The organism is Methanoculleus sp. UBA208 (genome assembly GCF_002498065.1).
In the GTDB taxonomy this organism is placed as follows: Archaea; Halobacteriota; Methanomicrobia; order Methanomicrobiales; family Methanoculleaceae; genus Methanoculleus.
This window is the reverse complement of the sequence record NZ_DAFZ01000059.1, coordinates 23586-49291: the sequence shown is the minus strand read 5'-3', so window position 1 is coordinate 49291 and position 25706 is coordinate 23586. Positions and strand designations below refer to the sequence as shown.

Here is a 25706-nt window from a genome sequence, read left to right as displayed (position 1 = left end):
ATCTAAGCTTGAAACCTGACCTAAAAAGAGACTCCGTTGAGGACACGGGTAAAAGACCCGCTTGATAGGCCTGGGATGTAAGCATGAAGGCAACGACATGTTCAGTCCGCAGGTACTAACGTCCGATGCCTTCCGCTGAACTCAGACGAAATCCGGAGTACGCACCCAAAAAGCCCTCATGGCCGAATCTGGTAAGGGTGTAACCCTTAAATAGATTGGGCGACAATATAGTGAGGTAACACAGCTTGCCAAGGTGGCGGAGCGGCCACGCGGTTGACTGCAGATCAACTACACCCCGGTTCAAGTCCGGGCCTTGGCTTTCGGTCGGTCGCACTAGCGACCGATCGAGGAGAAAATCCGCAAGGATTTTCGACCCGGTCGGGCATCCGTCAGGATGTTCGATCACGTGGTAATAGCGGCCATAGCAGAGGGGAAACACCTGGACCCATTCCGAACCCAGAAGTTAAGCCCTCTCACGTGATGTGTGGTACTGAGGTGCGCGAGCCCTCGGGAAGCGCAACTCGCTGCTATTACCTCCCTTTACACTGAAAGATTGCTTTTCTGAGTCGTTATTATGCGAGCGTTCGCTGTTTCTTGTCGTCAGTTTTTGAGTAACGCACGTTTCTTTGATATACCTCCTGTTTTGTTCCGGTAGAGAGAGGTGTCGTTGTTTTCGCCTCCACCGGGCCTGTTCCTGTCCGTGTCTCTTCGATACCTGCGGTTATACTACAACGAACTGTGCCGCTCTCTGTTTTTCCTCTTCGAACATCTCCCCCAAACCGAAGAGTTCCGCCGGGCTGAGATGGTGCTCTGCCCGGGTGAAGACATCCCCTTCCTCCGAGGCGAAGTGCGCCTCGACCCGTTCCCGGAGATCGACGAGCGCCGGCATCCATGCGTCGTCCCTGAGGGGGATCACCTCGAACCGGGCGAGCGTTTCGCGAATGTCGATATGCTCCTCAATCGACTGCCGGATCTCTTCCGGCACCATGTCCCGGAGCCGCGCATAGAGTGTGGCCTCTTCCGCGTATACGTGCCCCGGCAGCTCGCGGTGGAGCGTAATGCACCGGACATCCCTGGTCTCGGGGTTGCCCGCGAGCTCATCGAAGAGACCCCTGATAAAGTCGTGGTCGTCCCTGATTAATTCAAGAATCTGCGGCATACGTGTCCTCCATCCGAATGAAGAATAGAGGATGCGGTACTTAACGATTTCGCCGGATTCTAACCGGCCAAAAAATAGGGGCTTCGATGCTTGCACACCCGCCCGCATCGATAGCGCCCGATCGTTCAGCGCGCCGCAACCGGCATCGCGCTTCTCTTTGCTTCCTCGTACCGGTTGCCGAGGTTCGAGAGTTCGTCGCTGCCCATCTTCTGCTGCATCTCGGGGAAGATATGCTCCTCCTCGCTGATGTGGTGCTTCACGTTCTCCTGGATCACCGTCAGTTTCGCCACCCAGACGTCCTCCTCCGACATGGACGCGCTGTCGAGCTGGGAAAGCAGCGTCTTGACCGCGTTGTGCTCTTCGATCGACTCAAGGGCCATCTCCTGCATCCCTGACTCCATGAGTTTCGGGTATACGGTCTGCTCCTCCCCGATCATGTGCGGCATGAGTTTCTCTTTCAACGAGTTGTACTTCTGCTCCCGGTTGCTCGTGCCCTTGTTCGAGAGTTCCGAGAGCTGCGAGAGCACCATTTCGTGCTCCTGTTTCAGGATATCGATAACGTTCTGTGCCATCCGATCACTCCCCCCTACTCTGCAGGGAGGGCCGCATGGGCGGGTCGGATATATATGGATTGCGCCCGGATTCGGAATCCTGACCGTAGCCCCTTTATCACTGCATCCGCCCGGGAGACCGCGGGAATCACCTGGACGGCCGCAGGGGGGGCCTCCACGTTACCCCCCGGACCGGTCGCCGGTGCATCATCCGCTTTCTGCACGCCCCTCCCGAAAGGCCGTTCCGTTCCCGGTGCGGACCCGGCGACCGTCCCCGGATACCCATAAATGGTGCAGAAACATAGGATTGTACGTATGCTAAAAGAGGAATCGGACGCCCCGGATCCCGGCACGAAACTCCGGCGCGAACTCGGGCTGCCTGCGGTCACCCTCTCGGGTGTGGGGATCATCCTCGGGGCCGGTATCTACGCCCTGCTGGGGGAAGCGGCCGGCATGGCCGGCAACGCCGTCTGGCTGACGTTCGCCATCGCCGCCACCATCGCCGCGTTCAGCGCCCTCGCCTATGCCGAGCTCTCGTCGATGTATCCCCGTGCGAGCGCCGAGTTCGAGTACGTCTCGAACGCCTTCGGCAGGAAGCTTGCGTTCGTCATCGGGTGGCTGATCATCTTCTCCGGCATCCTCGGCGCCGCAACCGTCTCGCTCGGGTTCGCCGGCTACTTCTCGGACCTCGTCGGCTTTCCGGTCATCCCCTCCGCGATCCTGATCATCCTCTTCCTCGCCGGAATCCTGTTCTCCGGTATCAAGGAGACCGCCCGGGTCGCCATCGCCCTGACCCTCATCGAGGTCGGGGGCATCGTCATGGTCATCCTGATCGGCCTCCCGCACCTTGGGCGGGTGGACTACCTCGATATGCCTCTCGGGGTCCCTGGCCTCCTGCAGGCGTCCGCACTCGTCTTTTTTGCCTACATGGGGTTTGAGGAGATGGTGAAACTCTCCGAGGAGACCAGAAACCCGGAGCGGACCATCCCCATCGCCCTGATTATCGCGCTTGCCATCTCCGTCCTCCTCTATATCCTGGTCTCCCTCGCCGCCGTCTCGGTCGTCGGCTCCGAGCAGCTCGCCGCCTCGAGGGCGCCCTTCGCCGACGTCGCGTCCGTCGCTCTCGGCCCTGCGGCGTTCACCATCATCTCCGTCATCGCCCTCTTCGCCACGGCAAACACCGCGCTCCTGATGATGATGGCGTCGTCCCGGATCATCTACGGCATGGCCTCATCCTTCTCGCTCCCGGCGTTCCTCGGCCGGGTGCACCACCGGACGCGGACGCCCTGGACGGCCATCGTCGCGGTTGCACTCGCCTCCATGGTCTTCCTCTTTGCCGGCGAGATCGATTTCGTTGCGAACGTCACGAACTTCACGCTCTTCGTGACATTCGTCGTCATCAACGCATCCGTGATCCTGCTCCGGTACCGTGCGCCGGATGTGGTCCGGCCCTTCCGGATACCGGGGAGTATCGGGTTCCTGCCGATCATTCCGGTCGTCGGCATCATCTCAAGCCTCTTCCTCCTGGTCCAGCTGGACTCCCTGGTGCTGCTGGTCGGCGGGCTCCTGGTCGTTCTCGGTGCGGGGATTGCACTGGCGGGGGAGCGGCGGCCGGCTGCCGCCTAACGCTCTCTCGACTCTTTTGCCCGGTAGTGCTCGACCGGTCCGACGGCTTCCAGTTTTCCGTCTTTGAGAACTGAGACGGCGCCGTGGCCACATGCGACCAGACACCGGCGGCCGGTCGGGGCGAGTTCCTCGTCAAGGTCCCTGATCAGCTCGATCAGCGCCCTGCGCTCCCGGCGTGCGCAGTCGCTGTCGACGTTGACCGACGTCACCAGGAAGTCGGCCAGCGAGTTGTAGCGTTTCCGGTCTTCGTCGAGACTCCCGAAGTTGATCAGGGTATCGGCGGTGAAGATGATCCCGTGCCCGGGACAGAAGAAGTAGACCTGGCCGTGCATGTGCCCGCCCAGGGACTCGAGAACCTCGAACTCGAGGTCGTGGATCGCAAAGCGTGCGATGACGGGAAAGATCGAGCGTGTGCCGATCTTCTCCGCCGGGAAGGTCTCGGGATCCCCGGGCGGAGTGAAGTGCGAGAAGAGGTTGATGACGGTCGTGTAGACCTCCTCGAGGATCGAGGACTCGCTGCGCGACCCGTATGCCCGGTTCGCCCGGCGGATGATCTCGAGCGACCCGGTGTGCGTATACGCTTTCGCATCGAAGAGCCCCCCCGCCCCGCAGTGGTCGGCATCGGCATGGGTGATATAGATCCTCCGGATCTTCCCGGGATCCCCGAGGCCGTAGTGCCGGAACATCCGCACGGCGTCCTCATGGTATATCCCGTATCCGGTATCGATCATCACGGTCTCGTCCGGGGAACGGAGCAGGAAGATGTTCCCGCCGCCGGGCATCTGGAAGCAGAAGACCTCGACGTCGTCGGCGAGGCTGATGCGCTGGACGTCCGCGTAAAACCGGTCGCCGGTGGTGTCCCGGAGCGTTCGGCCCGTGAGCAGGATACACTCGAAGACCTCCTTCGGGTTCTGGCCGAGGCTGTTGAGTTCCTGGACGATGTGGTTGACGTCCTGCAGGAGTGAGAGCAGGAACTCGTCCTCGGCCGTCCCGATCAGCCCCCGCACCGCCTGGGCGAACCTGACGTAGAAGACCGTGTCGTCGAGTTTCTCGCCGGTGGTGTCGTACTCGAGGATTTCGAGCCGGTAGCGGGATTTCAGCCGGTCGAGCAGGCTCTCGACGATCGCGGTCTCTTCGACGTTCAGGCTGATGGTGACTCTACCTGGGTCGTGCCGGCGGTCGTCGAAGTCGATGTAGGCGATGTTTGCCCCCGCTTCGGTGATGTAGGTGAGGAGTTCGAAGAGGGATCCGGGCTCGTGAGGAACGTATACGGAGAACTTGAGGAACCCGAGCGTGGGCAGGGATTCCTAGAGGTAGCCGATTGCGTGGAGGTCTTTCTTCATCCGGGAGTAACTCTCCGGTGTGGCGGCCACCTCAAAAAAGACCGTGGCGGGATCGATCCTGCGGTCGTACTGGATGCGGATGATGTTGCCCGAATAGGACTTGACGATCTCGGCCGCACGGTGCAGCGCGCCCGGTTTGTCGGGCATTCTGGCGACAAAAGAATACTTATTCACCCGGTTCACCTTGTGATTTTTATAAGTGAGCGGCCACCCTATAAGCGCCTTTTTCTTGTGGTTCGAAGGACCCGGGCGGGAAAAGGGTTTCGGGATCCTTGAACGCCGTTACCGGCCTTTGCGCCGCAAAGCGGCAGCAACCGCCACGGCACCGAGACCTGCGGCGGCGCAGAACCCCGGGGCCCCCTGCGGAGCCGGATCGTCCGTGGGGTTCGTTTTGGATCCCGAATCAGGGGCAGCCTGCATCCCGGCGAAAAGCGCTGCCGAATGATCGGGGTTGGAGGTTGCCGTCTCCGGTTCCAGGGTCACGGTCGGGGGGGCTTGCGAGGTGAAGGCGAAATAGTAGACGTTCCCGTTATCGGAGCCGACGGCCAGGTAATCTGCCGGTGATGAGAACGCAATCCCGGTGACGGCGCGGTCCTCTCCCTCCGGGCTCCGGACTCTGCCGTAGTCCCAGGTCCGGACCCCGGCGTCGGTCAGGAGGTATGCATGCCCGTCACCTGTCCCGGCGCCGATCATGCTATCGTGGGGGTCGAGACGGACCGCGTTGATCCCCCCGTCACCCGTCCATACCGGCTCCCCTCTGCCCCCGCCGCCCAGCAGGAGGACTGTAGATCCCGCGGTTCCGGCGGCGACGGCATCCCATCCGTCGGTCATCGAGACGCTCTGCACAGCGCTGCCCGCATCGTACGTCCAGAGCACGGTTCCGGTGTCATTCAGGAGCCCGATCGTGCCGTTCTCGGTTCCGGCCGCCGTGAGCGTACCGTTCGAACCGATTGCGACGGCAGTAACGGCGCTTTCAAGCGCCATCTTCCGGAGGAGTCCTCCCCGGTTTCCGGTCAGGAGGACGTCCCCTGCGGTGGTTCCTGCAACGCAGTAGTCTCCGTCCGGAGAGATGTCCGCCCCGAGCACCCTGCTCCCTGTTTCCATCGTCCAGAGGGCCCGGCCGCCCGCATCAAGCATCGCGAGCCGCTCGCCGGTTCCGGCTGCAACGGCGTCCCCCCCGGCGGAGATTCCAACCCCGGTGACCGGAGCACCGGATCGCCAGGTCCAGAGCGCCGTGCCGCTGCTGTTTAAGAGGGTGACATTCCCGCCGGCGGTGCCGACCACCACGGCGGATCCGTCGGTCGGCATATCTATCGCCGTTACGGCGGCCGGAAACGTGTAAGTCCAGAGCAGGACGGCGGTATGCGCCCCACCTCCATTGGATCCTCCTGAGGAACTTGTTCCAGTCCCGTCTCCGGTGTAAAGATAGAGTTTTGTCCCGATCTGTATCCCGTCCTGTGACGTACCGGTAGTGTTGTTCTGGTTGTACGCCTGCCCCGTTCCGGTGATGAGACAGAGCGTGATGAGACATGCCAGGATCGTCTGGATCTCCCGGCGCCCCGGCGGTTTTGAGCGCTTTAAATGGCTATTTTTGAATAGAGGGCTTGAATAAGCCCCTCTCTGGGTCATGGTGTGCAGTGATATGGAATGGTGTTACTTATAGGTTTCTCCGTGGCGACACCTGGTTAGATACCGTTTTTATTCTTACTCTGTCGTCGTCATCCTCGTCTGCCCCCTGCGGGTACCGCAACGCCCCTCTTTTTGTGGGAAGGTATGCCCGCTCCCCCTCGTTCTGGAAAAAATGGGATGGCGGCGGAGGTCACGCCGGCACGATCTTCGAGCGCACCGCCCCCGCCCAGGAGCATACGGATTCCCAGTCGCGGAAGTCTCCGGTTTTTGCCCTGATAAGCTTGATTATGGTGCGGTCGGTGAAGGATAGGTTGCCGCTCACCAGTTTGCCTGGAAAGACGCCGACATCTACGGGGTTAACGAGCATCCTGACCGGGTCCATCGATGCTTCCGCTTTCCTGAGGATCTCGCCCCCTCCCTCTGCGACCGTGAGCCCCACGGCAAAGTAGGCGACCGGGATGGTGCGCAGGTATTGCTGGTTTTTCTCGATGAATACCTGCGGCTCCGGGAGCCATTTCCCCATGTAGATCGGGCTTCCGATGACGGCCGCCCGGTACAAAGAGAGATCCCGGACTTCATCCACCGGCCTGACATCGACCTCAACGCCGGATTTGCGGAGTTCGTCGCCGATCGCCTCCGCCACCTCTGCGGTCGAGCCGTAGCGGGTGGCATAGGCAACAAGAATCCTGTCTGCCATAATACAGGTATCTCTCGTTCGACCGGTCTTATTCGTTGCGGGAGTACGGGTTAGGTTCTTATGGGTTGGTCTCCCCAAGGGACCCGATGGCGACTAGAGAAGAGGGTGCCGGAGCATGGTACCACAGAGGTCAGGCTCTCTGCAGCACCAGGAACTACAACCAGGCGGTCGTCTGTTACGATAAGGCCCTTGAATTCTCCCCCGACGACCCGGTTCTATGGAGGCGGAAAGGTTTTGTCCTCATCAAAGCCGGCCGCTACGACGAGGCGGCCGCCTGCTTTGACCGGGCTCTCTCTCTCGATCCGGGGGATGCGACGGCCTGGCAGAGAAAGGGATACGCTCTCGCACGTCTGGGGGAGCACAACGACGCCATCGCCTGCTGTGATCGGGCGCTCGCGCTGGACCCGCAGCATATCCTCGCCTGGCAGAGCAGGGGGTGGGTGCTCGGGGTCATGTGCCGGTATGATGAGGCGGCGGACTGCTACGAGGCGGTCCTCGCAATCGACCCGGAGCGGGGGTCAGCGGCCTGGCACCGGGACCGGATGCGGGAGAAGAGGAGCCTTGAGGCGCTCGCTTCCGAGATCCGGGAGGCGGAGCGGTTTGTCGAGGTGCCGGCCTGCATCCGGGACGTGGTCGCGGAGCGGGACTACGGCAACGTCGATCTCGCGCGGGCAGTACTCCGGGAACTCGCCGGACAGGCGGAGAGGCCGGCGGTTCGGCAGCCGTGAGCGCTCCCGATGGGGGAGGATGGGACTCATCCTCCTTCACACTCTTATTCGGCCCGCAGCGCCTCGATCGGGTCGAGGTTCGATGCCCGCCATGCCGGGTAGACTCCGGTGACGATGCAGATCGCGGCGCCGATGACCATGGCCTCCGGGACGTAGATGAGACTCCCGGCCGCGAAGAAGTACTCAGTGGTGCCGACCATGCCGAGCACGACGACGTAGCCGATGATGAGGCTCGCGACGGCACCGATGACTGCTCCGACGAGGCCGAGGATCCCCGCCTCGTAGATGAACATCCGCAGGATCTCGGCCCGCTGCGTCCCGATGGAGCGGAGGATCCCGATCTCCCGTATCCGTTCGTTCACCGACATCATCATCACGTTGAAGATCGAGACTGCGGCAACGAGGAGCGAGATCCCTGCAATCGCCATCACGAACGTCGTCATCGTGGAGACCGTCTCGGTGATGCTCTCCGTCATGCGGCTGCTGTCCTGGACGGTGACGGTATCCTCTTTCTTGTTGAGTTCGTCCTCGATCGCCGTCTCGACCGTATCGATGTTGTCTAAGTCGTCCACGACGACGTTGACCTGGTTGTACTCGCCCTCGCCGCCGTAGATGCCGGTGAAGAGCTTGTCGGTGCCGATGATCGCCATATCCGTGGAGAGGTCCATCGTCATGCCGCGCTCTTCGAGGATGCCGACGACCCGGACGGTCGTGGTGGACCCTTCGTCGGGATCGCCGATATCGATCTTGCTCCCGATCTTGAGGTCGAGCCGCTCGGCAAGCGTCGGCCCGACGACCACCGAGGCCGTGCTCTTCGGGTACTCTCCTTCCTCGACGGTGAGGATCTCGCGGATGATATCGGGGTCGAGGCCGTAGATGGTCGCCCTCCCTTCTTCCGATCCGACCTCGATCTGGTCGGATTCGGACCTGACGGTATAGGCAGTCCCGTACTTCGCGACGATACGCTGGATGTCCTTGAACTCGTCCTCGGTGATCACGTCTTCATCGTCGTCGGAGTCGCTGCCGCCTCCGCCTCCCCCCGGTCCCGCCATCATGCCGCCACCGCCCCCGGTGTACGAGGTGACGGTGAGTTTGTTTGCCATATCGGAGAGTTCCTCCGTGACGGAAAGCGTCATGTTTGCCCCCATCATCCCGATCGAGGCGATGGAGACGACGCCGATCACGATGCCGAGAGCGGCAAGGACCGACCTGAGAAAGTGGAGCCGGACGCTCCGCGCCGAGAGCGCGAGGATGATGTCGTTCCCGATCATGCCACCCTCCCGTCCCGGATTACGATCGTCCGTTCTGCATATGCCGCGATCTCGGATTCGTGAGTTACCATGATGACCGTACGGCCTTTTCTGTGGAGATCTGAGAGCACCTCCATGATCTGGGCGCCGGTCTGAGTGTCCAGGTTTCCGGTCGGTTCGTCGCAGAGGAGGATCGCCGGGTCGTTCACGAGCGCCCGGGCGATCGCGATCCGCTGCTGCTGACCGCCCGAGAGTTCGTTCGGTTTATGGGTCGAGAGGCTTTCGTCGATCCCGACCAGCGCGAGGAGGTCCCGCACTCTCCCGGTATCGTCGTTTTTGCGGTATTTCATGATGTAGGGGTACTCGACGTTCTCGTAGGCGGAGAGAAGCGGGATGAGATTGAACTTCTGGAAGATGTAGCCTATGGAAGAGAGCCGGAGATCGGTCAGTTCCCGGTCGTCCATCTCCCTGATGTTCTTCCCGTCGAGGAAGAAGTTGCCGGACGTGGGACGGTCAAGGCACCCGATCTGGTTGAGGAGGGTTGATTTCCCCGACCCCGACGGCCCCATGATGGCGACGAACTCCCCCTCGTCGATGCTGAGGGATATCCCGTTCAGCGCCACAACGTCGCCCGCAGGGAGGGGATAGACCTTCGTGACGTCGTCGAGTTCGATAACCGGACTGCTCATGCGTCTTCGTCCTCCGGATTATTTGCGGAACCGGTCACGGATCTTCCCTAAGTACCCCTTCCGCCATGCGACGGCGACAGCCACGCCCCCCACGATCACGAGGAGGATCTCGACTACCGGGATCTGAGCAAACCCGTTGCCGAACGATCCGAACATGCCCATACCTCCTCTTCCACCCTGGGGGCCGCCGCTGACGCCGGCCTGGATCTCGTCGCCCGTACCCGGCTCCGATGTCTGTCCTGCGGATGAGAGGGAGACTGTCACGGTCTCCGTGAAGGTTTTGCCGTCCTCATCCCGGTACTGGACGACGAGCGGGATGGAAGACGCGCCCTGTGCGCTGCACGTGACCTCGAAACTCGAGAAGTCATCGGGTTCCAACCCCCCGACGACGTAGACCGGGTAGGGGTCGGTTGCGGTTGCCGGGTCATCGACGGTGACCTTGACTGAGTAGGCGTCTTTCAGGCCGGCGTTGGTCACGTCGCCGGTCAGCGTGACCGTGCTGCCGCTCCGGGCGACCTCGATGTTGTTGACTACCATGTCGGGCTCGACCACTCTTTGGCCGATCTCAACGGGGACGGTCAGGGTGGCGTGGTGCTCGTTGATCCCGTTCCGGTAGGAGACGTCGAAGGTGAGTTCGGTCGACTGCGACGCCAGGATCCGGAACGAGGCGTTCTTCTCCTCGTCCGGCGAGAGGGCTCCAAGGAAGACGGCCGTCTGGGTGGACCTGATGCCTTCGCCGGTCGGGGTGACGGTTACGCCGTTCACGCTGTTCTCGCGGGGGTTCCCGATAGAGAGAACGATGGTGTCTTCGCTGTTTGCCGGGTAGGTCTCCGGGGCGTCGACGACATTGACCCGGATCTCGGTGCTCTCAACCGTCACCGGAACGGAGTAGCGGACGCTCCCGCTGTCCCGGAGGTCCAGGTAGAAGACCGGATAGTATATGCCGTCCGTGGTATCGGCCCTCACGGTGAACGTGAACGACATGGTGTTCCCGGGGCCGATGATGCCCACCGAATCGTAGGTCTTGTCGTTGACGACGGCGATCCCGTTGGGATACAGTTCGGCCCTGCTGATGGCAACGCCCGTCTCCCCGGTGTTCTTGATCTCGACCGTCACCGTGCCCGTATCCCCGCGCATGAACGCGTCGGGATTGACGGTGACCCCGGTGACCGTGATCTGTTCCTCCGCCGACGACGTTTCGGCCGCCGCCGCAGCACCCACGATTGCCGACAGGAGGAGGAGCAGGATGCAGAGGTTACGTTTCATCGGCTCTGCCTCCGGCGCATGGCGGTTCCTGCACGGCATCGGTGCTGCTCTGGTATCGTTCTGGCAGTTTTCATGGTCTGTTCACTCGCTGTGAATCTGCTGCTCTGATGTCGCGTCCTTCCCGGAATGTGCGGGGAGAGCTGCCGACAATGTAAGCTACGTTTTACATATTGTTATTTATAGGTTACTTATTGCCCAGATACTTGAACATAATGGTGGGTGGGCCTGACATCTCGCGCAAGAGGGTTCCGGCTTACGGGTACGTTCCGGTTCCTCCTGCTGAACCGTCGGCGTCCCCGGATCGTGCGCCGGTCGGGGGTTGTGCAGGGTTTGTAATCAAACGACACGCAGGCGAGATCGCCTGCGCCGTGCCCCGGGAAAGGATAGAAGAGGGGAGGTGATGGCCGGGCGGCAGGACGTTTTATGAATTATGGTGAGTTTGATCGTTCAGGCGGTGTGTATCGCACAGTCGACTCCCGGGCGCTGAGCGGGTGATATTTACCATGCTGCTGCCCGATAATTCTCCTCGTTCGTCGCCGTCGGAGAAGCGGTGACGGAATCTCCCCTTCCTCCTCTGCCGGTATCCTGACGTGACGGTTTTCCTTACTCAGCAGTTTTAGCACCCCTATCCGGGAGCATGTCCTGATGCTCCTCGCCGAACCGCTCACGGACTGGGTGCGGGCGGCTTCTGTTTCGCCGTCCTCCACAGGGTTTGCATCTCGGTCATGTCGGAGCCCCGTCCCTCGAGCAGGAGTGCGCGGGTGCAGGGCACGGTGCGACTCATGATGTGACAGGGCTTCCTTTCACGTGTGTACCTCCATTCTGCTCCGGGCGGTGGCCCCGCCGCGGGGGACGGCGGGACCGACACGCCACGTAAAGTATATTATACATTTTGTTATTAAAATGTTACCTATTGCCGCTGTTTCTGCATGGCCTGTAGGGGGCGGCATGCCCTCAGGAGTCCTTCCGAAAGACCGGCTCTAAAAACGAAAACTGGTTTTGCGGCAGTTTCCTTGCGCAAAGGGTGAGGAGAGGGTGCAGATCTACTGTTCCGCTCCGTCGTCAGGGCCGTTAAGAAACGATAGCGGCAGCGGCCCCCGTTCTTCGGGAGGGATCCCCGGGGCTATTTCTGCTCTGCCGTATCGCCGTAGAGGAAGATGTCCTCGATCGTGACGCCGAAGAACCTGGCGATCTTGAAGGCGAGGTCGAGCGACGGGTCGTACTTCCCCTTCTCGATAGCGAGGACGGTCTGCCGGGTGACCCCGAGCTCGTTTGCGAGCCCCTCCTGGGTCAGGTCGTGCATCGCCCGGTAGACCTTAATCCTGTTCTTCATCGGTATCCCATTCTCCGTACTTGCGGGCGTAGTATACCCGGAATCCGACGTACAGGAAGATCATCAGGCAGAGGAGGACCAGCTGGCCTACGGCAAACCTGCCGAAGAGATCGAACGGCAGGACGTCGGGCTCCGTTATCCGCATTATCAGAGTATGTGTAGTGTTAGGGTCCGGTGGAGGGGGAGGACGCAGCCCGAGCGGCCTCGAAAACGCAGCGACCGCACTCCCGAGGCTGAGCATAAAGAAGACCACCCAGAAGACCTCCAGCGTCCGGAGCGCCGCCTTCTGAGTAATCATTGCCGTCCGCTCGTCCTCGACCCTGTCTTCGACCATCCTTCGCGCCCCGTAGATCAGGAGAACCCCGAGGACGAACGCAATCTGGATCAGGATCGGCCTCTCGATCTCCACCGATAGCCAGAAGATGCCAACCTCGGCAAGCGCAACGATGCCGGCCAGGAGATAGAATGTATTTCGCTTCATATTGCAGCCGTTGTATACGATCTTGAACATTTTGTTATTAATGGGTTACCCCGGTGAATGGTGTGAGGGGCTCTCATCGTCCGACCTCTTCTTCGTGCTGGAAAAACAGTGTGCTGGGTGGATTGTGGGCGCAGCGTGGATCACTCTCTAGGGAGATGTCAGCGTGACGGGCTGGTTGCACAATGCCGTGAAGGTCCGTGCCGTCTTTCACAGGGTCGACCAGTGTCATCACCGGGGGCTCTCCCCCCTCAGTCTCATATCTCTCCTGCCCCTTCATATCCTCAAGCACTCCTGACCGGGCACCTCGGTACAATCATATTATCAGATGTCGAACGAATAGTACCTGCATCCATACTACGCCATACATACAGACGAACGCCAGAATAACGGTGAGAAGTGCATGGATTCGAGGGATATATCTGCCATACTGGGTGGCTGCGACATAGACAATGAACGTCCATACAAAGCCGATGGTGCCTATTAACCAGAAAACCATCCAGAATGCCGCTATTGTGGGATCGGTTGAAATATTTGGGAAAGAGAGGTAGCCAGAGCCCATCATCAAACGAGACACTTCATGCATGATCTGTCGCCCGGTGAGAATACTGAAGATTGCCTGAATAAGACTGATCATATATCCCACAAGGATACCATACGCTGTGTACGCAAAAAGCCGGGAGAAAGACCCTTTACCGCGAAGCAGAGCTGATATCACGAAAATAATGGCGGTAAAGGTAGCCCAGTGAAAGACAGGACCGAGCATGATTTGTATAATTGACCAGAAAATATATCCTTTTGTAGGAAAAATTCCCGCTCCTCCGAGCAGCTGCTCTATTCCAGCCAAGATTACCTGGAAATACCATGCCGTCTGGATCAAACAGATGCCCAGTATGAGGAGCAGCGGCGGCAGGAGGCGCGGATGCTCCGGCATGCTCTCGAAGAATTGAATCGGGTGGAACAGCAGTTTGAGGAGATTTTTGAAGAGATGTCCTGGCATTTCATTGATCGACACGTTAGCACTCCTTTACATAGACTCCAATTATTTCGACGTAGCCATCCCCATTGAAATCTTCGTTAAATTCAGATGCGACACACGTGTTCTCGGTAGTGGTCTCTGCTCGTCCTCTCACCCTGACCTTCACTCGATGCGATCCACCTCCGATATCATAGACAGAAGTAGAGCGATAAATTGTTTCATGGTTCCATACTTTTTCGTCAATTTCTGGTAACAGACCGCCGTGCTGCTGGCATAAGTCTTCTTCGAATATGGTTTCGCTCATATTTAATGTAGGAATTTCAACGGAAACTTTAAGGGATGCTTCAACCCCCCTACCGACATGTACACTCTGCCATTCAATTTTAAGCACACTGTTACCTGGAATTGTTGAGGAATGCTTATAGGACCCGTGCTAAAGCAGCATTCCGCCCAACAACTGCCACCCAAACTGCTACAGGGGTATATCCCCTGAACAGCCCATGAGAAGGCCCTTAATCTTCCCAGATAACTTCTTCTCCCTCGTCTTGAGATCGCAGCCTGTCGGCGCCCATTGTTCGAAGTTTTCTTGCTGCGTGCCACTTCGAGGGAGGTGGAAGGTTGACCAGAGTTTCCAAACCGTTCGGCATCGCTCATGACCGCCTCCCGGATCTCCGGCCGAGTATCGGGAGGAGAACGAGCGCCGCCAGCGCTCCTGTAACCCCGAACCCCGGGGATGTGGGCGCCGTCCGGTCGTCAAGCACGATGATAGAGATATCGTCGCCGTCGCTGGCGGCAATCATCCGGCCGTCGGGCGACCACTGGTGCATTATGGAGTTGCCGGGAGTGAGCGGCTCGAGGTCCGAACCGTCGCTCTTCATCACCCAGAGCGCCGACTGGTTCCGCGACATCGATCCAAATGCGATTCTGCCCCCGTCGGGCGACCAGACCGGGGACTGATCAAGGCTCCCGGAGGTCAACTGTTGTGCACCCGATCCGTCGAGGGGGACAATCCATAGAGAAGATTCCCATACTCCCGACAGAGAAGCGACAACGCAGGCGATCGCACTCCCGTCCGGCGACCAGGCATACCCGGTTACATCCCCTTCGAAGAACGTTATCTGCTCCGCTCTCCCGTTGCGGTCCATTGCCCAGACCTCTTGGCTCCCGGATTTCGTCGAAAGGTATGCGATCAGGTCACCGTGGGGCTGCCAGAGGGGGAGCCGTGCATCCCCGCCGGTCGTCAGCTGGCTCTTATTGCTGCCGTCCGCATCCATGATCCAGATGTCGGCGTCTTTCCGGATATCCGAGTAGTTCACTGCAGGCGACCCTTCCGCGGCGGTTGCCACAAATGTCTTCCAGACAGCCGAATTGTCGAAGAGGCAGGAGGTGTAGACAATCTGCCTCCCGTCGTCGCTCCAGTCGGCCCCATACCCCGCGAGCGGCAGGCCAGGAACGATCCGACCCCCTTCGGTTAGGCGCATCCTTTCGGTCCCGTCCGGGTTCATTCTCCAGAGGTTCGCGTCGGCGGAGAGAAAAAGGAGAGTTTTCCCGTCTGGGGACCAGGGGTCGAACGGCGCAAACTCCCACGCACGATCTTCTCTCGTCTGTTCCGTGTCCCGTCCATCTGGCTCCGTCACCCGGAGGACGGCCACGCCGTCGCTGCTATATGAGGTAAATGCGATGTATCTCCCGTCCGGCGACCAGAACGGGTACGAATCGATTGACGAATCGTTCGTCACCTGGATGATCGTTGCCGCCGTCGCCGGAGGGATGGCGGCGATCAAGAGCAACTGACAGAGGCATATTACCTTCAGGTCCATCCGACACCTTTCATACCTATCATACGTGGATGACGCAGGAAGCAGAAGCGTCCTCCCTGCCAATGTTTGTCCATACGACGACCCAGACCCAGCATTCAGTGTGCATTTTCACTTCGACAGAATAAGAGGAAGCTGAAGAAGAGACCTCTATGTTGTCTGTACCAGATTGTATGCAATAATCAGTATAGACAGGCTTTACGATCTCATTCGAACCGCCAGACCAACTCACTTTGATCGTTGTACTGAGTTCGCATCTCGTAGCAGTGAACTCCTTACTGTACGCATAACATCCACCTACATACCAACCTACTGTAACATAACGGGTGCCATTGCTTCTTTGATACAATTCTGCCGAATTGAGTTTTGCCACGGCATTCGGCTTAACCTCCTGAGCCGGACCGCATGAACCAATTGGTGTATCAGCGTCGAACACGTTCCAGGTCCAGTAATTCTCCCCCGTCCCGTTCTCGTTCGCCGCGACCACCCGGACCATGTGCTGCCCCAGCGGAGCGCTCGGGAAGGTGTATGATGCCTGCTGGACGCCCGGATCGCTCGTGTGCACCGGGTCGCCGTTCAAGTAGAACGTCAACGTCGCTGGCTGGTCGCACTCGGCCGTAAACATTCGCTCCGCCCCGACAGGATCGCCGACGTCCGGATCTTCCGGCTCGATCAGGGTCACTACCGGCGGGTTGCCTCCTCCTCCCATTCACGCCACCTCCAGAAATCCATCGCGGATCAGGTACTGCGGCAGGACCCAGCCGTTGCAGAAAATAACGTTCTCCTCCCGCCAGACCATCTCGCTGTCGGGATAATGCCGGTAGGTCCAGAACCGGTTGTTGTAACTGGAATAGGCGCCTCCATCGGAGGCGATCGGCTCGCCCACGGCCCGCTCGCGGATGGCTGAGAGTATACTGCCGAAGCTATCCTTCAAGGGCAAATTTTTGGGATGTTTCTTGAGATCGCAGTAGACGGAGGGCTGATAACAGATGATCGACGGCTGTTCCGGCCGGTCGCGGAATTTAAGGTTCTCGTTCAGGCACATACCGATGATCGCGACGTCGCAGGTCCCCGCCCGGAATTCCTGCAGAAAGGATGCGTAATCGAACCGGTACCACGTCAGGTTCGGAAAGATCTCCCGGTACTCCCCGGGAAACGCCCCCACGGCGATGGCGGTCCGTTCGCTCCGGGGGAGTATCATCCGCGGCTCGACGGTGTCGCAGACAAACCTCTCCGGATGATGGAGGACCAATCCGGTATCGACGCAGGGCCCGTCGAGCGACGAGGGAGCCCTGGTGACGACCGTCTGCACGGTCCTGTCGTGGACGGTGTCCCACAGTTCGGTCGGGTCGAAGTCAGCAGTGGAGAGGTAATTTTTCCAGTACTCTAGCGTCTGGGTGAAGACAAAACTCTTCCAGTCCGCACGCGCTTCGAACGGGACAACCTCGTTGAAGGCATCGAAGGGGGTGAGGTAAGGGGCTCCGAAAGGCGTGTACGGGCATGTGACCTCCATGATGAGGACGTCGTATCCCCGGGGCGCCCACCGCTCGAAGGCCTCCCTGCTCTTCGTCGCTTCGAGCGGCACGGTGTAGTGGTGGCAGCCGGCCGAGAGGTAGGTGTGCACGTCGCCCTGCCCCTTGCTCTGCTGCAGGCAGGCCACCCGCAGGTCCTGCCCGAGGAAGTGGCGCTCGAGGAGCAGCGCCGTGGTCGTCTTTCCGGCGCCGGGGAGAGACGCCAGCACATAGATTCCGCTCATGAAAGATCTCCGGCAAGTCTTACGTTTGTATAGATTAATAATACAGGATCATACTACAATGCGAGATAAGCATATCGATCTGCGGATGTCGCGTAAGCGGCCCGGCTATTTCCGTTCCTTCGGATAAAACAGGCAGCATCGAGGTGTCTCTCTCGCACGAAGGGCAGCGGATCGGAGCGCCGTGCCGCAAGGCCTGTTCGCCCTATCGATCGACCGCCGGCCTCGTCATGCACGGTCCTCGTAGCGGGAAAAAGAGTGTGTACCGTTACCGGTGCGCGAAGTACGCGCTCACCCGGCCGTTGTCAACCGAGTCGATCCGGGCAAACCCGATCCGCTCGAACTGGACGACGTTGTCCACTTCTCCGGCGACCAGCGGTTCGCAGAACCCCTCGAGGCTCCCGTCCTGCCGCAGAAGGGTGCAGGGGAGTTTCGCGTCCGCCGGCAGCCACTGGATGATCGGCGCCTTCTCGCGCCGGGCCTCCTCGAGCGAGTCCCCCGCGTAGGAGAGCCGCGGCTCATCGGCGTCCCACTCGATCTTCATGTTGTAGAGGTCTTTCAACCGGACCATGCTCTTCCCTTCGATGTCCGCCCGGGGGAGGAGCACTTTTCCCTCGGTGACGAGGGTGCGGACACCCCGGGAGGGATCGTTCGGATGGAGCGCAGCATGCGCCTCGTGGCGTGGGGCGCCCTCCACGACGACTTCGATCGGATCGGGCACGAAGAAGTACCGGTTCGCCTTCGGGTCGACGAGCTCCTTGTTCCGGGAGTACAGGTTCTCCCACGAGAACGATATATCGGTCTCCCCGATACCGATATCGACCATGGCGTTCCGGACCGCTTCGGGCTCGATACCACGGCGTGCGATCGCCCGCATCGTCCCCAGGTGGATGTCGTCCCAGCCCGTGTAGATGCCGCTGTTGATCCCCTCGCGCATCCCCGACGTCGAGAGGACGACGCCCGATATCCCCATCCGGCCGTAATGGCGGTAGACCGGCGGTTTCCAGCCGAAGTAATCGAAGATGTAGCGCTGTCTCCGTGTGTTTGCGATATGGTCCTTCCCGCGGATCACGTGGGTGATCCCGAGCAGGTGGTCGTCCACCGCGACCGAGAAGTTCATCAGCGGGAAGACCGTGGCGTCCACCCTCGGGTGGAGGGGCGCGTTCACGATCCGCATCGCTGAGTAGTCGCGCATCGCCGGGTCGGGGTGGGCGAGGTCCGTCTTCACCCGGACGGTCACGTCGCCCTCGTAGAACTCCCCGTCAAGCATCTGCTGCCAGAGGTCCAGGTTCTCCTCCACCGTCAGCTCCCGGCAGGGGCACGCCTTCCCCTTGAGTTTGAGTTCCCTGAAGCGTTCTCCTTCACAGAGACAGACGTAGGCGCCGCCGAGTTCGATGAGTTTCCTGCACCAGTCGTAGTAGATATCGAGCCTGTCGCTCTGGTAGACGATATCGGTGATCCCGAGCCCCAGCCACTCGACGTCCTCGAGCACCATCGCGTATGCCTCGGGGTCGACCCTTTTCGGGTCGGTGTCCTCGACGCGGAGGACATACCGGCCCCCGTATCTCCTGACATAGTAGTCATTTAAGATGGAGGCCCGGGCATGCCCGAGGTGCAGCGGCCCGCTCGGGTTCGGTGCGAACCGCATCACCACGCCGTTCTCGGCGCCTTCGAGGGCAGGGAGATCCCTTGAGTGCTCGCGGGTCTCGGTGAGTTCGGCGAGGAGTTCGGGCGCGATCTCCGATAGATGGCTTTTGCGCTCGGCCGGGCTCATCTTCGCCACCTCCGCGACCGCCTTCCCTGCGAGAGGGCCGATCTCCCGGGCCCGGCTCCGGAACTCGGGGTGCTTGCCGAGCACCGTGCCAATGACCGTCCCGCTCTTCGGGGGCGCGTCGTGCTTCACGGCGTTCTGCAGGGCGTAGATAAAGAGCAGGTGCTCGATATCGGAATCCATGGTATCAATTGCCCCGGGCGATGAAGAAATCGGCAATCTCCGCAAGAAGCCGCTTCTCCTCCGAGTCCGGGAGGACCGAGAGCGCCTGTTTTGCGACGCCCGCCCGTTCGAGGGCGACGGCACGCACTTCTTCGACGATGCCTGCATCCTGAAGCCGGGCGATGAGATCGTCGATCTCGGCGCCGGTGAGTGCCCTCCGGTACGGGGCGAGGTCGATCCCCTTCTCGCGTGCCCTGATCGCTATCAGGGTCTGCTTCCCTTCCCGGATGTCCGAGGCCCGGTCCTTGCCGCTCTTCTCGGTGCTTGCAAGAAGGTCGATGAGGTCGTCCTGTATCTGGAAGGCAACGCCGCTGTTCACCCCGAACTGATAGAGGGCGTCGGCCTGGACCGGGGTCGCGCCCGCAAGGATCCCGCCGATGGCGGCGGACGCGCCGTAGAGCACGCCGGTCTTCTTGCCGACCATCTCCAGGTACTCGAGCTCCGAAACGTCGTCCCGCTTCTCGAATGCCATGTCCATGCTCTGCCCGTCGCAGATATCCGTGCACGTCCGGGCAAGCATCTTCACCGCCCGGATTTTGGCGGGGTCGGAGGCGTCGGAGAGGCAGATGAACTCGAACGCCTTCGCATACAGCATGTCTCCCGCAAGAATGGCCGTCGACTCGTCCCAGACCGTGTGCACCGTCGGGACGCCGCGCCGGGCGGCGTCGCCGTCCATGATGTCGTCGTGGATGAGGGTGAAGTTGTGGGTCAGTTCAAGCGCGAGCGCCGCCGGGATCAGGTCGTCGGAGCTCCCTTTCCTCACCGCATCGGCAGCGAGTATGACGACCGCCGGGCGGAGCCGTTTGCCCCCCGCAAGCAGCAGGTGGGCGCTCGCCCGGAAGAGGTCGCCGTGGACGTCTCCGAAGTAGCGGTGGATCACCCTGTCGATCAGGTCGGCATTCTTCTCCAGGTAGTCTTCAAGCGTCGTCATGCGCAGTCTCCTTACTTTATCAGGACGTTCTTCCCGTTCCGGAGAACGTGGAGGTCGTTTCCGAGCGTATACCCGATCTCCTCCGCGAACTTCGCGTACTCGCCGGTCATCCCGATGTCGCCGTGCGACGGGATGACGTGCTGCGGGTTTAAGAGGTGCAGGAACTCGTAGTGGTCCTCCCGGTAGGCGTGGCCCGAGACGTGCAGTTCGTCGAAGATCCGCACGCCCGCCATCTTCGCCCGGGCCTCGACCAGGTAGCGCTGCCCGTAATTCATCGGGTTCGGGATCACCTTCGCCGAGAAGAGGATCTTGTCGCCCTTCTCCAGTTTGTAGGGGGTATCCCCCATCACGATCCTCGTCAGGATGGCGCCCGTCTCCCCCTGGTGGCCGGTGACTATCGGGAGGAACTTGTCCTTCCCGGTCTTCATGATCCGCCGCAGCGTCCGGTCCACGGTCCGGCGGTTGCCGAACATGGAGAGGGACTCGGGGAACCCGACCAGTTTGAGTTGTTCGGCCACCGAGCTGTAGCGCTCCATCGACCGCCCGAGCAGGACCGGTTTTCTGCCGATCTCGTGGGCGCATTCGGCGATGGCCTTGACACGGGATATGTGCGAGGAGAACGTCGAGACAAAGAGAGCGTTCTTGTCGTCCTCATAGCTGGTGATGGTGTCCCTGACAAGGTCCCGCGCGATCCGCTCGCTCGGGCAACGGCCCTTGTCGGCAATGTTGACGCTCTCCGTGATGAGGGCGATGACGCCCTCCTTCCCGATCTGCCGCAACCGGGCGAAGTCCGGCGGCTCGCCGAGCACCGGCGTCCGGTCCAGTTTGAAGTCGTTTGCGTAGACGACCGCGCCCCGCGGCGTATGCAGGACCGGGAAGACCGTGTCGATGATCGAGTGCTGGGCACGTACGAACTCGAGGGTCAGGTGCGGGGAGATGGTGTAGCGCTGCCCGGCTTTCAGGGCAAAGAGCTTGTTGTTCACCCCGAACTTCTGTTCGCCTGCGATCTGCTGCCTGATCAGTTCCGAGGTATAGGGAGTGCTGATGATCGGGGCGTTGTAGCGGTGCGCCAGTTTCGGTATCGCACCGATGTGGTCCAGGTGTCCGTGCGAACAGACGATCGCCTTGACACTCCCCTCTACCGCATTCATGATGGTATCATCAGGAATGGCCTTCATCTCGATCAGGTCCAGGGAATGCATATTCTCGATATCAGCATCCTCGTGGATCATCACCTGGTCGAGACGCAGGCCCATATCAAAGATGACAATCTCTTTTCCGCAGCGGACGGCGGTCATATTTCTGCCGACTTCGTTATATCCGCCCACTGCTATGATCTCAATATCCATGTAGCCTCCTTGTAGGGATGTTTTTTCGTTGTTAGTCGCTGTTTCCAATCATTTGCCGGGTCAGGCCGGTTATATACGTCCGGACGTGCCGGAGATCCCGTATCGACCGGGATCCCGTCAGGAACATCGCCACGCGAAGTTCGCGGTGCATCGCCTCGACGGCTGCAAAGAGGGTTTCCTCGCTCTCCATGGCCGGTTTCAAGAGAGGGAGCGCCATGCCCCCGAGATCCGCTCCGAGTGCAACGGCTTTCGCGATATCGACACCTGTTCGGAGTCCGCCCGTTGCGATGATCGGGCCTCCTCCCGTCCGGACCTCACAGAGGCTTACCACCGTCGGTATGCCCCAGGAGAGGAACGCTTCCCCGAGATCGGCGAGCCTGGAGTCGTTCGCCCGCAGGCGTTCGATCTTCGCCCACGACGTGCCTCCGTAGCCGCCGATATCGATGGCGCTCGCTCCTGCCCCCCGGATAACCCTTGCGGTCCCGGCTGATATGCCGGAACCCGTCTCCTTCACGATGACCGGGTAGGAGAACTCTTCGCAGAGGTTGCGCAGCGCTTCGATGCACCCCTCTGCGTTATGATCGCCTTCCGGCTGAATCGCTTCCTGTAGCGAATTGATGTGGATGGCGATCGCCTGTGCATCGATCATCTCGACAGCCCGTTCCGCCCACTCGATGCCATGGTCGCGGAGCTGGATGATTCCGAGGTTCGCACAGAGGAAGGCACGCGGTGCCTCCTCGCGCACGACGGTGAAACTCTCCTCCAGTTCGGGCTTTTCCAGTGCCGCTCGCTGAGAACCGACGCCCATGCCGAGGTTATACCGCTCGGCGGCACGTGCGAGCCGCCGGTTTACCTCGAGGGTGTCCGGGTGTCCTCCGGTCATCGCTGCAATGAAGAGGGGGGAGCCGAGTGCTCTACCGAGGAACCGGGTCCCGGTCTTGATCGCATCCATGTTGCACTCGGGAAGAGCGTTATGGACCAGCCGCACGTCCCCGAATCCGGCGTCGCCTGCTTCGACGGGCTGTTCGCAACAGATGAGCAGGTGATCCCGTTTTCGCGAGGATGTGACGGTCTCTTTTGTCATGGGTTACTCCTTTGTGGTTATCGTTGTTCCGCCATGCCCGGTGCCGGCCAGGAATTGGCCGATCTTCGAAACATGGAAGATATGCGAATCGATGCCGGTATCGGCCAGCGCCAGGAGCTCTGCAATCTTGCCCTGCATGCCCCCGGTCACGTCGGTGTTTCCCGATCCGCCGACATCGAGCGTCGCCGCGACGCTCCGGTCGATGCGCGGGACGACCATGCCGTTCTGCAGCACGCCGGCTACGTCCGTTGCGAGGCCCACGCGCCGCCCCCCGAGAGCGCCGGCAAGGCGGGTCACCAGCTGGTCGCCCGATACGATGCAGGACCCCCGCAGACGGTCCATCACCACGTCGCCGTGCAGCACGGGCACAATGCCGTGTTCCGTCATCTCGGCGATATGGCGGGTCTCGAACGATACCAGGCGTCCGTCTTGTGCGAGCGCCAGATCGAGGGGGTGGATGCCGATCGCTTCGACGCCCGCATCCCGCAGGGCATCGACGACCGCGGCGTTCAGGCCTGAGACGGCTGCATGCGTCTCATAGACACCGGGGACGTTTTCTCTCGTGAGGCCGTCGTTGATGCGGTAGCGCCGGGCCTCCGGGTGTCCGCATGACCCTGCACCGTGGACGAGCACGAGTGCGGAATCTCTCCGTACGGCGAGCTCTTCCGCAACCTCGTGCAGGCAAGCGTGATCGATAGCGCATTCTCCCGACTTGTCGGTGATCACGCTCCCTCCCAGTTTCAGTACCACGGTCTCAGTCATGCTTCTCTTTTCTCGCGCCGTCTGTGTCTATGGTGGTGATGATTGCTTTTCCTTCGCAGGCCTCGATGGCCCCGGCAACCCGGCTCTTTGCCCGCCGGGGGCAGAGGGCGATGATGCACCCGCCGCCGCCCGCCCCGGTGATCTTCGCACCGTACGCGCCGCTTGCCCTTGCCGCAAGGACTAGTTTGCTGCTTACCGGGTGTCCCACGCCGAGGGCTTCCAGGAGGGCGTTGTTCATGTCCATGTACTGCCCGAGTTCCTTTGGATTGCCGATGTTATGGAGGGCGGCAAGCGTCACGGCCCCGATTGCGTCCAGTATCGGGTTTGCGATTTCGGGGTGCTTCTTTTGCAGGTTCCCGACCTGTTCCACCATCTTCGTGGTGCTGTGCGGCACCAGGGTATTACCCACGACGACCTGCAGGCTCTCGGGGGGAAGTCTTCGCTTGGAGTTTCCCGTGATGAGCACCATCCCCCCGTTTGCACAGACGTAGGTGTCCGTGGGGCTTGCCCTCCCTTTCTGGACCTTCTTTTCTATGGCGAACGCGGCATCGGCGATATACTCGCGGGTGCGCCCGAGACCGAACTCGTCGTTGATCGCAGAGAGCGTCGCCACTGTCACCGCGGCCGACGACCCGAGGCCGGACGAACTCTGGAGTTGCGAGTGGACGTAGACACTCCCCCGGACCCCCATCATCCTGAAACACTCGTCGATGTAGGGCGACTTGGGGCGTGTCGGGTTGCGGGATTTCCTCACCGTGACGAAGACACGGGGCTTGATCGCCATCGCGACTCCCGGCTTTCCATAAACCACTGCATGCTCGCCGAACAGGAATATCTTGCCCGGCGCGCTCCACGTTGCCAAATTACACCACCGCTATCGCCGCATACCCCACAACCTGATTGAAATCTTCCGTCACGTCGCCGCTGGTCGTATACCGCAGGAGTTCCCCTCTCTCTGCACCGAGAGATTGGCATGCGATGCACATGGCGGCGATCGGGCCGTAGCCGCAGACCGTGGCACCGGTTTCCCTGAGCCGGCGATAAAATTCCGGTATGTCCAGGGTTTTGAGCGCATCGATTACGAAGAGGTCATGCCGCCGGGCCACCTCGTCCGGGACGTAATGGGAGAAGTCGCTTGAGGCGACGATCCGCACGTTTCGTCCCGTGTGCTCGATCGCCTGGAGCAGATGCTCCGCAAGGCTTATTGCCGCCTCATAACTCTGTTCCCCCATGAGGACGGGTGCAGCCCTTGCTCTCGGGAACCGGTATTTGATGAATGGCATCTGCACCTCTATGGAGTGCTCGCTCCGGTGCGATACCTCATCCGTCTCGATATCCAGTGCGTCGACAAACTCCGTATCGACGTCGACGATTCCAAGAGGCGTCTCCCACGGTAAGGCCGAGACACAGGTCATGTATCCCCGATGGCTCGGACCGATGACCAGAAACGTGCCGTCAAAATCAGGCGGTATGGTAGAGTAAGCACAGGCTCCGGTCTCCCCCGAGTATACGTAGCCCGCATGGGGAGAAACGATGCCCCGGGCATCAAGGTCCGGGGCTCTCTTCCGGAAGAATGTTTCCAGCAGTTGCTCCAGATGCCTGGGCTCGGCAGGATAGAACATTCCCGCTACACTGCATGGGCGCATATCCATCAAGGTTGAGCTCTTGTGCTTCGGATCTTATAACTCTGTCTCAAAGTCTTCGGGAGTGAGTGACGTGGTCACACCGCGCAGGCGGAGCAGCTCCTTTGTCAGGAGGTAGTAGATCACCGAGAGTGCCTTTCTGCCCTTGTTGTTCGTCGGGATGACCACATCGACGTACTTCGTCATGTTGTTGGTGTCGCAGAGAGCGACGATCGGGATACCGGCCTGGACAGCCTCGGTGATCGCCTGGGAGTCCCCGATGGGGTCGGTCACCACAACCACGTCGGGCTCGATGTACTTGTTCAGGCGCTGGTTGGTGAGCATCCCGGGGATGAAACGGCCGATGACGGCCATGCCGCCGATGGCGTCGGCGAACTTCTTTGCCGGGTACTGGCCGTACTGCCGGGAGGTGACCACCAGGATCTTCGCGGGTTCAAACTGCGAAAGGAACTGCGCAGCGACCTTGACCCGCTCGTCGGTTGCCTGGATGTCCAGAATGTACAGCCCATCTCCGCGGACGCGGTAGATGAACTTCATCATGTCCTTGCTCTTCTGCTGGGTGCCGATATGCACGCCTGCCGCGAGGTACTCCTCAACGGGTATCAGCGGTTCTTTCAGTTCTATGCCAAGTTCGTTTCCTGTCAAG

The 25706-nt window shown here is 60.6% G+C and carries 26 protein-coding genes, 1 tRNA gene and 2 rRNA genes; 5 read left to right on the top strand and 24 right to left on the bottom strand.

The window, feature by feature from the left end:
• The 3 genes from BRA62_RS06680 to rrf form a co-directional block, all read left to right on the top strand.
• Positions 1 to 138 (top strand): 23S ribosomal RNA (locus BRA62_RS06680); the annotation flags it as partial.
• Between the two features lie 109 nt (positions 139 to 247).
• Positions 248 to 319, top strand: a tRNA-Cys gene (locus BRA62_RS06675).
• 92 nt (positions 320 to 411) lie between these two features.
• Positions 412 to 533: ribosomal RNA gene (rrf, locus tag BRA62_RS06670) — 5S ribosomal RNA — on the top strand.
• Positions 534 to 721: 188 nt separating this feature from the next.
• Here rrf and BRA62_RS06665 read toward each other — a convergent pair.
• A complete protein-coding gene (locus BRA62_RS06665; protein WP_292365794.1) occupies positions 722 to 1159 on the bottom strand; it encodes a hemerythrin domain-containing protein in 438 nt (145 codons plus the stop codon).
• A gap of 125 nt (positions 1160 to 1284) precedes the next feature.
• The gene (locus BRA62_RS06660) at positions 1285 to 1731 is read right to left on the bottom strand and encodes a hemerythrin domain-containing protein (RefSeq protein ID WP_292365793.1); all 447 of its coding nucleotides are present in this window, start codon (positions 1729 to 1731) and stop codon (positions 1285 to 1287) included.
• A gap of 294 nt (positions 1732 to 2025) precedes the next feature.
• Between BRA62_RS06660 and BRA62_RS06655 the strand changes: the two genes are divergently transcribed.
• Positions 2026 to 3336: an APC family permease gene (locus tag BRA62_RS06655; protein ID WP_292365792.1), complete on the top strand. Its 1311-nt coding sequence runs from the start codon at positions 2026 to 2028 to the stop codon at positions 3334 to 3336.
• Here BRA62_RS06655 and BRA62_RS06650 read toward each other — a convergent pair.
• The 4 genes from BRA62_RS06650 to BRA62_RS06640 form a co-directional block, all read right to left on the bottom strand.
• Entirely contained in the window at positions 3333 to 4343 is a 1011-nt protein-coding gene (locus BRA62_RS06650) for an MBL fold metallo-hydrolase (protein ID WP_331519893.1), read from the bottom strand. The genes BRA62_RS06655 and BRA62_RS06650 overlap by 4 nt on opposite strands.
• Before the next feature lie 300 nt (positions 4344 to 4643).
• Positions 4644 to 4853 carry a hypothetical protein gene (locus BRA62_RS12745; protein ID WP_331519895.1) on the bottom strand — a complete coding sequence of 70 codons (210 nt, stop codon included), beginning with the start codon at positions 4851 to 4853 and terminating at the stop codon, positions 4644 to 4646.
• Positions 4854 to 4961: 108 nt separating this feature from the next.
• A complete protein-coding gene (locus BRA62_RS06645) occupies positions 4962 to 6308 on the bottom strand; it encodes a WD40 repeat domain-containing protein (RefSeq protein WP_292365791.1) in 1347 nt (448 codons plus the stop codon).
• A 190-nt stretch (positions 6309 to 6498) separates the two neighbouring features.
• A complete protein-coding gene (locus tag BRA62_RS06640; RefSeq protein ID WP_292365790.1) occupies positions 6499 to 7005 on the bottom strand; it encodes a flavodoxin domain-containing protein in 507 nt (168 codons plus the stop codon).
• An 86-nt stretch (positions 7006 to 7091) separates the two neighbouring features.
• Between BRA62_RS06640 and BRA62_RS06635 the strand changes: the two genes are divergently transcribed.
• A complete protein-coding gene (locus tag BRA62_RS06635) occupies positions 7092 to 7733 on the top strand; it encodes a tetratricopeptide repeat protein (RefSeq protein WP_292365789.1) in 642 nt (213 codons plus the stop codon).
• A gap of 44 nt (positions 7734 to 7777) precedes the next feature.
• On the opposite strand, the gene BRA62_RS06630 is transcribed toward BRA62_RS06635, so the two are convergent.
• The 18 genes from BRA62_RS06630 to rpsB all read right to left on the bottom strand — a co-directional run bounded on the left by BRA62_RS06630 (position 7778) and on the right by rpsB (position 25705).
• On the bottom strand, positions 7778 to 9004 hold the full coding sequence (locus BRA62_RS06630; protein ID WP_292365788.1) for an ABC transporter permease: 1227 nt from the start codon (positions 9002 to 9004) through the stop codon (positions 7778 to 7780).
• A complete protein-coding gene (locus BRA62_RS06625; protein ID WP_292365787.1) occupies positions 9001 to 9672 on the bottom strand; it encodes an ABC transporter ATP-binding protein in 672 nt (223 codons plus the stop codon). The genes BRA62_RS06630 and BRA62_RS06625 overlap by 4 nt, the downstream gene beginning before the upstream one ends.
• A gap of 18 nt (positions 9673 to 9690) precedes the next feature.
• On the bottom strand, positions 9691 to 10938 hold the full coding sequence (locus tag BRA62_RS06620; RefSeq protein WP_292365786.1) for a COG1361 S-layer family protein: 1248 nt from the start codon (positions 10936 to 10938) through the stop codon (positions 9691 to 9693).
• A 1123-nt stretch (positions 10939 to 12061) separates the two neighbouring features.
• Positions 12062 to 12271, bottom strand: coding sequence for a helix-turn-helix transcriptional regulator (locus BRA62_RS06615; protein WP_292365785.1), 210 nt, complete (start codon positions 12269 to 12271; stop codon positions 12062 to 12064).
• Complete coding sequence (locus BRA62_RS06610; RefSeq protein ID WP_292365784.1) at positions 12255 to 12752, bottom strand: DUF2178 domain-containing protein; 498 nt, start codon at positions 12750 to 12752, stop codon at positions 12255 to 12257. Before BRA62_RS06610 ends, BRA62_RS06615 begins: the two co-directional genes overlap by 17 nt.
• Before the next feature lie 313 nt (positions 12753 to 13065).
• Entirely contained in the window at positions 13066 to 13764 is a 699-nt protein-coding gene (locus BRA62_RS06605) for a YIP1 family protein (protein WP_292365783.1), read from the bottom strand.
• Between the two features lies 1 nt (position 13765).
• Positions 13766 to 14119 carry a hypothetical protein gene (locus BRA62_RS06600; RefSeq protein ID WP_292365782.1) on the bottom strand — a complete coding sequence of 118 codons (354 nt, stop codon included), beginning with the start codon at positions 14117 to 14119 and terminating at the stop codon, positions 13766 to 13768.
• A gap of 259 nt (positions 14120 to 14378) precedes the next feature.
• Positions 14379 to 15548, bottom strand: a complete 1170-nt coding sequence (locus BRA62_RS06595) for a peptidase S9 (protein WP_292365781.1) — start codon at positions 15546 to 15548, stop codon at positions 14379 to 14381.
• Between the two features lie 19 nt (positions 15549 to 15567).
• The gene (locus BRA62_RS06590; protein ID WP_292365780.1) at positions 15568 to 16227 is read right to left on the bottom strand and encodes a hypothetical protein; all 660 of its coding nucleotides are present in this window, start codon (positions 16225 to 16227) and stop codon (positions 15568 to 15570) included.
• 27 nt (positions 16228 to 16254) lie between these two features.
• Positions 16255 to 17301, bottom strand: coding sequence for a hypothetical protein (locus BRA62_RS06585; protein ID WP_292365779.1), 1047 nt, complete (start codon positions 17299 to 17301; stop codon positions 16255 to 16257).
• 265 nt (positions 17302 to 17566) lie between these two features.
• Entirely contained in the window at positions 17567 to 19252 is a 1686-nt protein-coding gene (locus BRA62_RS06580) for a glutamate--tRNA ligase (protein WP_292365778.1), read from the bottom strand.
• A gap of 4 nt (positions 19253 to 19256) precedes the next feature.
• Positions 19257 to 20222, bottom strand: coding sequence for a polyprenyl synthetase family protein (locus BRA62_RS06575; protein WP_292365777.1), 966 nt, complete (start codon positions 20220 to 20222; stop codon positions 19257 to 19259).
• Positions 20223 to 20233: 11 nt separating this feature from the next.
• Entirely contained in the window at positions 20234 to 21571 is a 1338-nt protein-coding gene (locus BRA62_RS06570) for an RNase J family beta-CASP ribonuclease (RefSeq protein ID WP_292365776.1), read from the bottom strand.
• Between the two features lie 31 nt (positions 21572 to 21602).
• On the bottom strand, positions 21603 to 22655 hold the full coding sequence (fni, locus tag BRA62_RS06565; protein WP_292365775.1) for a type 2 isopentenyl-diphosphate Delta-isomerase: 1053 nt from the start codon (positions 22653 to 22655) through the stop codon (positions 21603 to 21605).
• 3 nt (positions 22656 to 22658) lie between these two features.
• Positions 22659 to 23417, bottom strand: a complete 759-nt coding sequence (locus tag BRA62_RS06560; RefSeq protein WP_292365774.1) for an isopentenyl phosphate kinase — start codon at positions 23415 to 23417, stop codon at positions 22659 to 22661.
• Positions 23410 to 24279 carry a mevalonate kinase gene (gene mvk / locus BRA62_RS06555; protein WP_292365773.1) on the bottom strand — a complete coding sequence of 290 codons (870 nt, stop codon included), beginning with the start codon at positions 24277 to 24279 and terminating at the stop codon, positions 23410 to 23412. The genes BRA62_RS06560 and mvk overlap by 8 nt, the downstream gene beginning before the upstream one ends.
• Position 24280: 1 nt before the next feature.
• Complete coding sequence (gene amrB, locus BRA62_RS06550) at positions 24281 to 25069, bottom strand: AmmeMemoRadiSam system protein B (RefSeq protein WP_292365772.1); 789 nt, start codon at positions 25067 to 25069, stop codon at positions 24281 to 24283.
• 27 nt (positions 25070 to 25096) lie between these two features.
• Positions 25097 to 25705 (bottom strand): 30S ribosomal protein S2, encoded by a 609-nt coding sequence (gene rpsB, locus BRA62_RS06545; protein ID WP_292365771.1) that lies wholly within the window; start codon positions 25703 to 25705, stop codon positions 25097 to 25099.
• Position 25706: the final 1 nt, after the last annotated feature.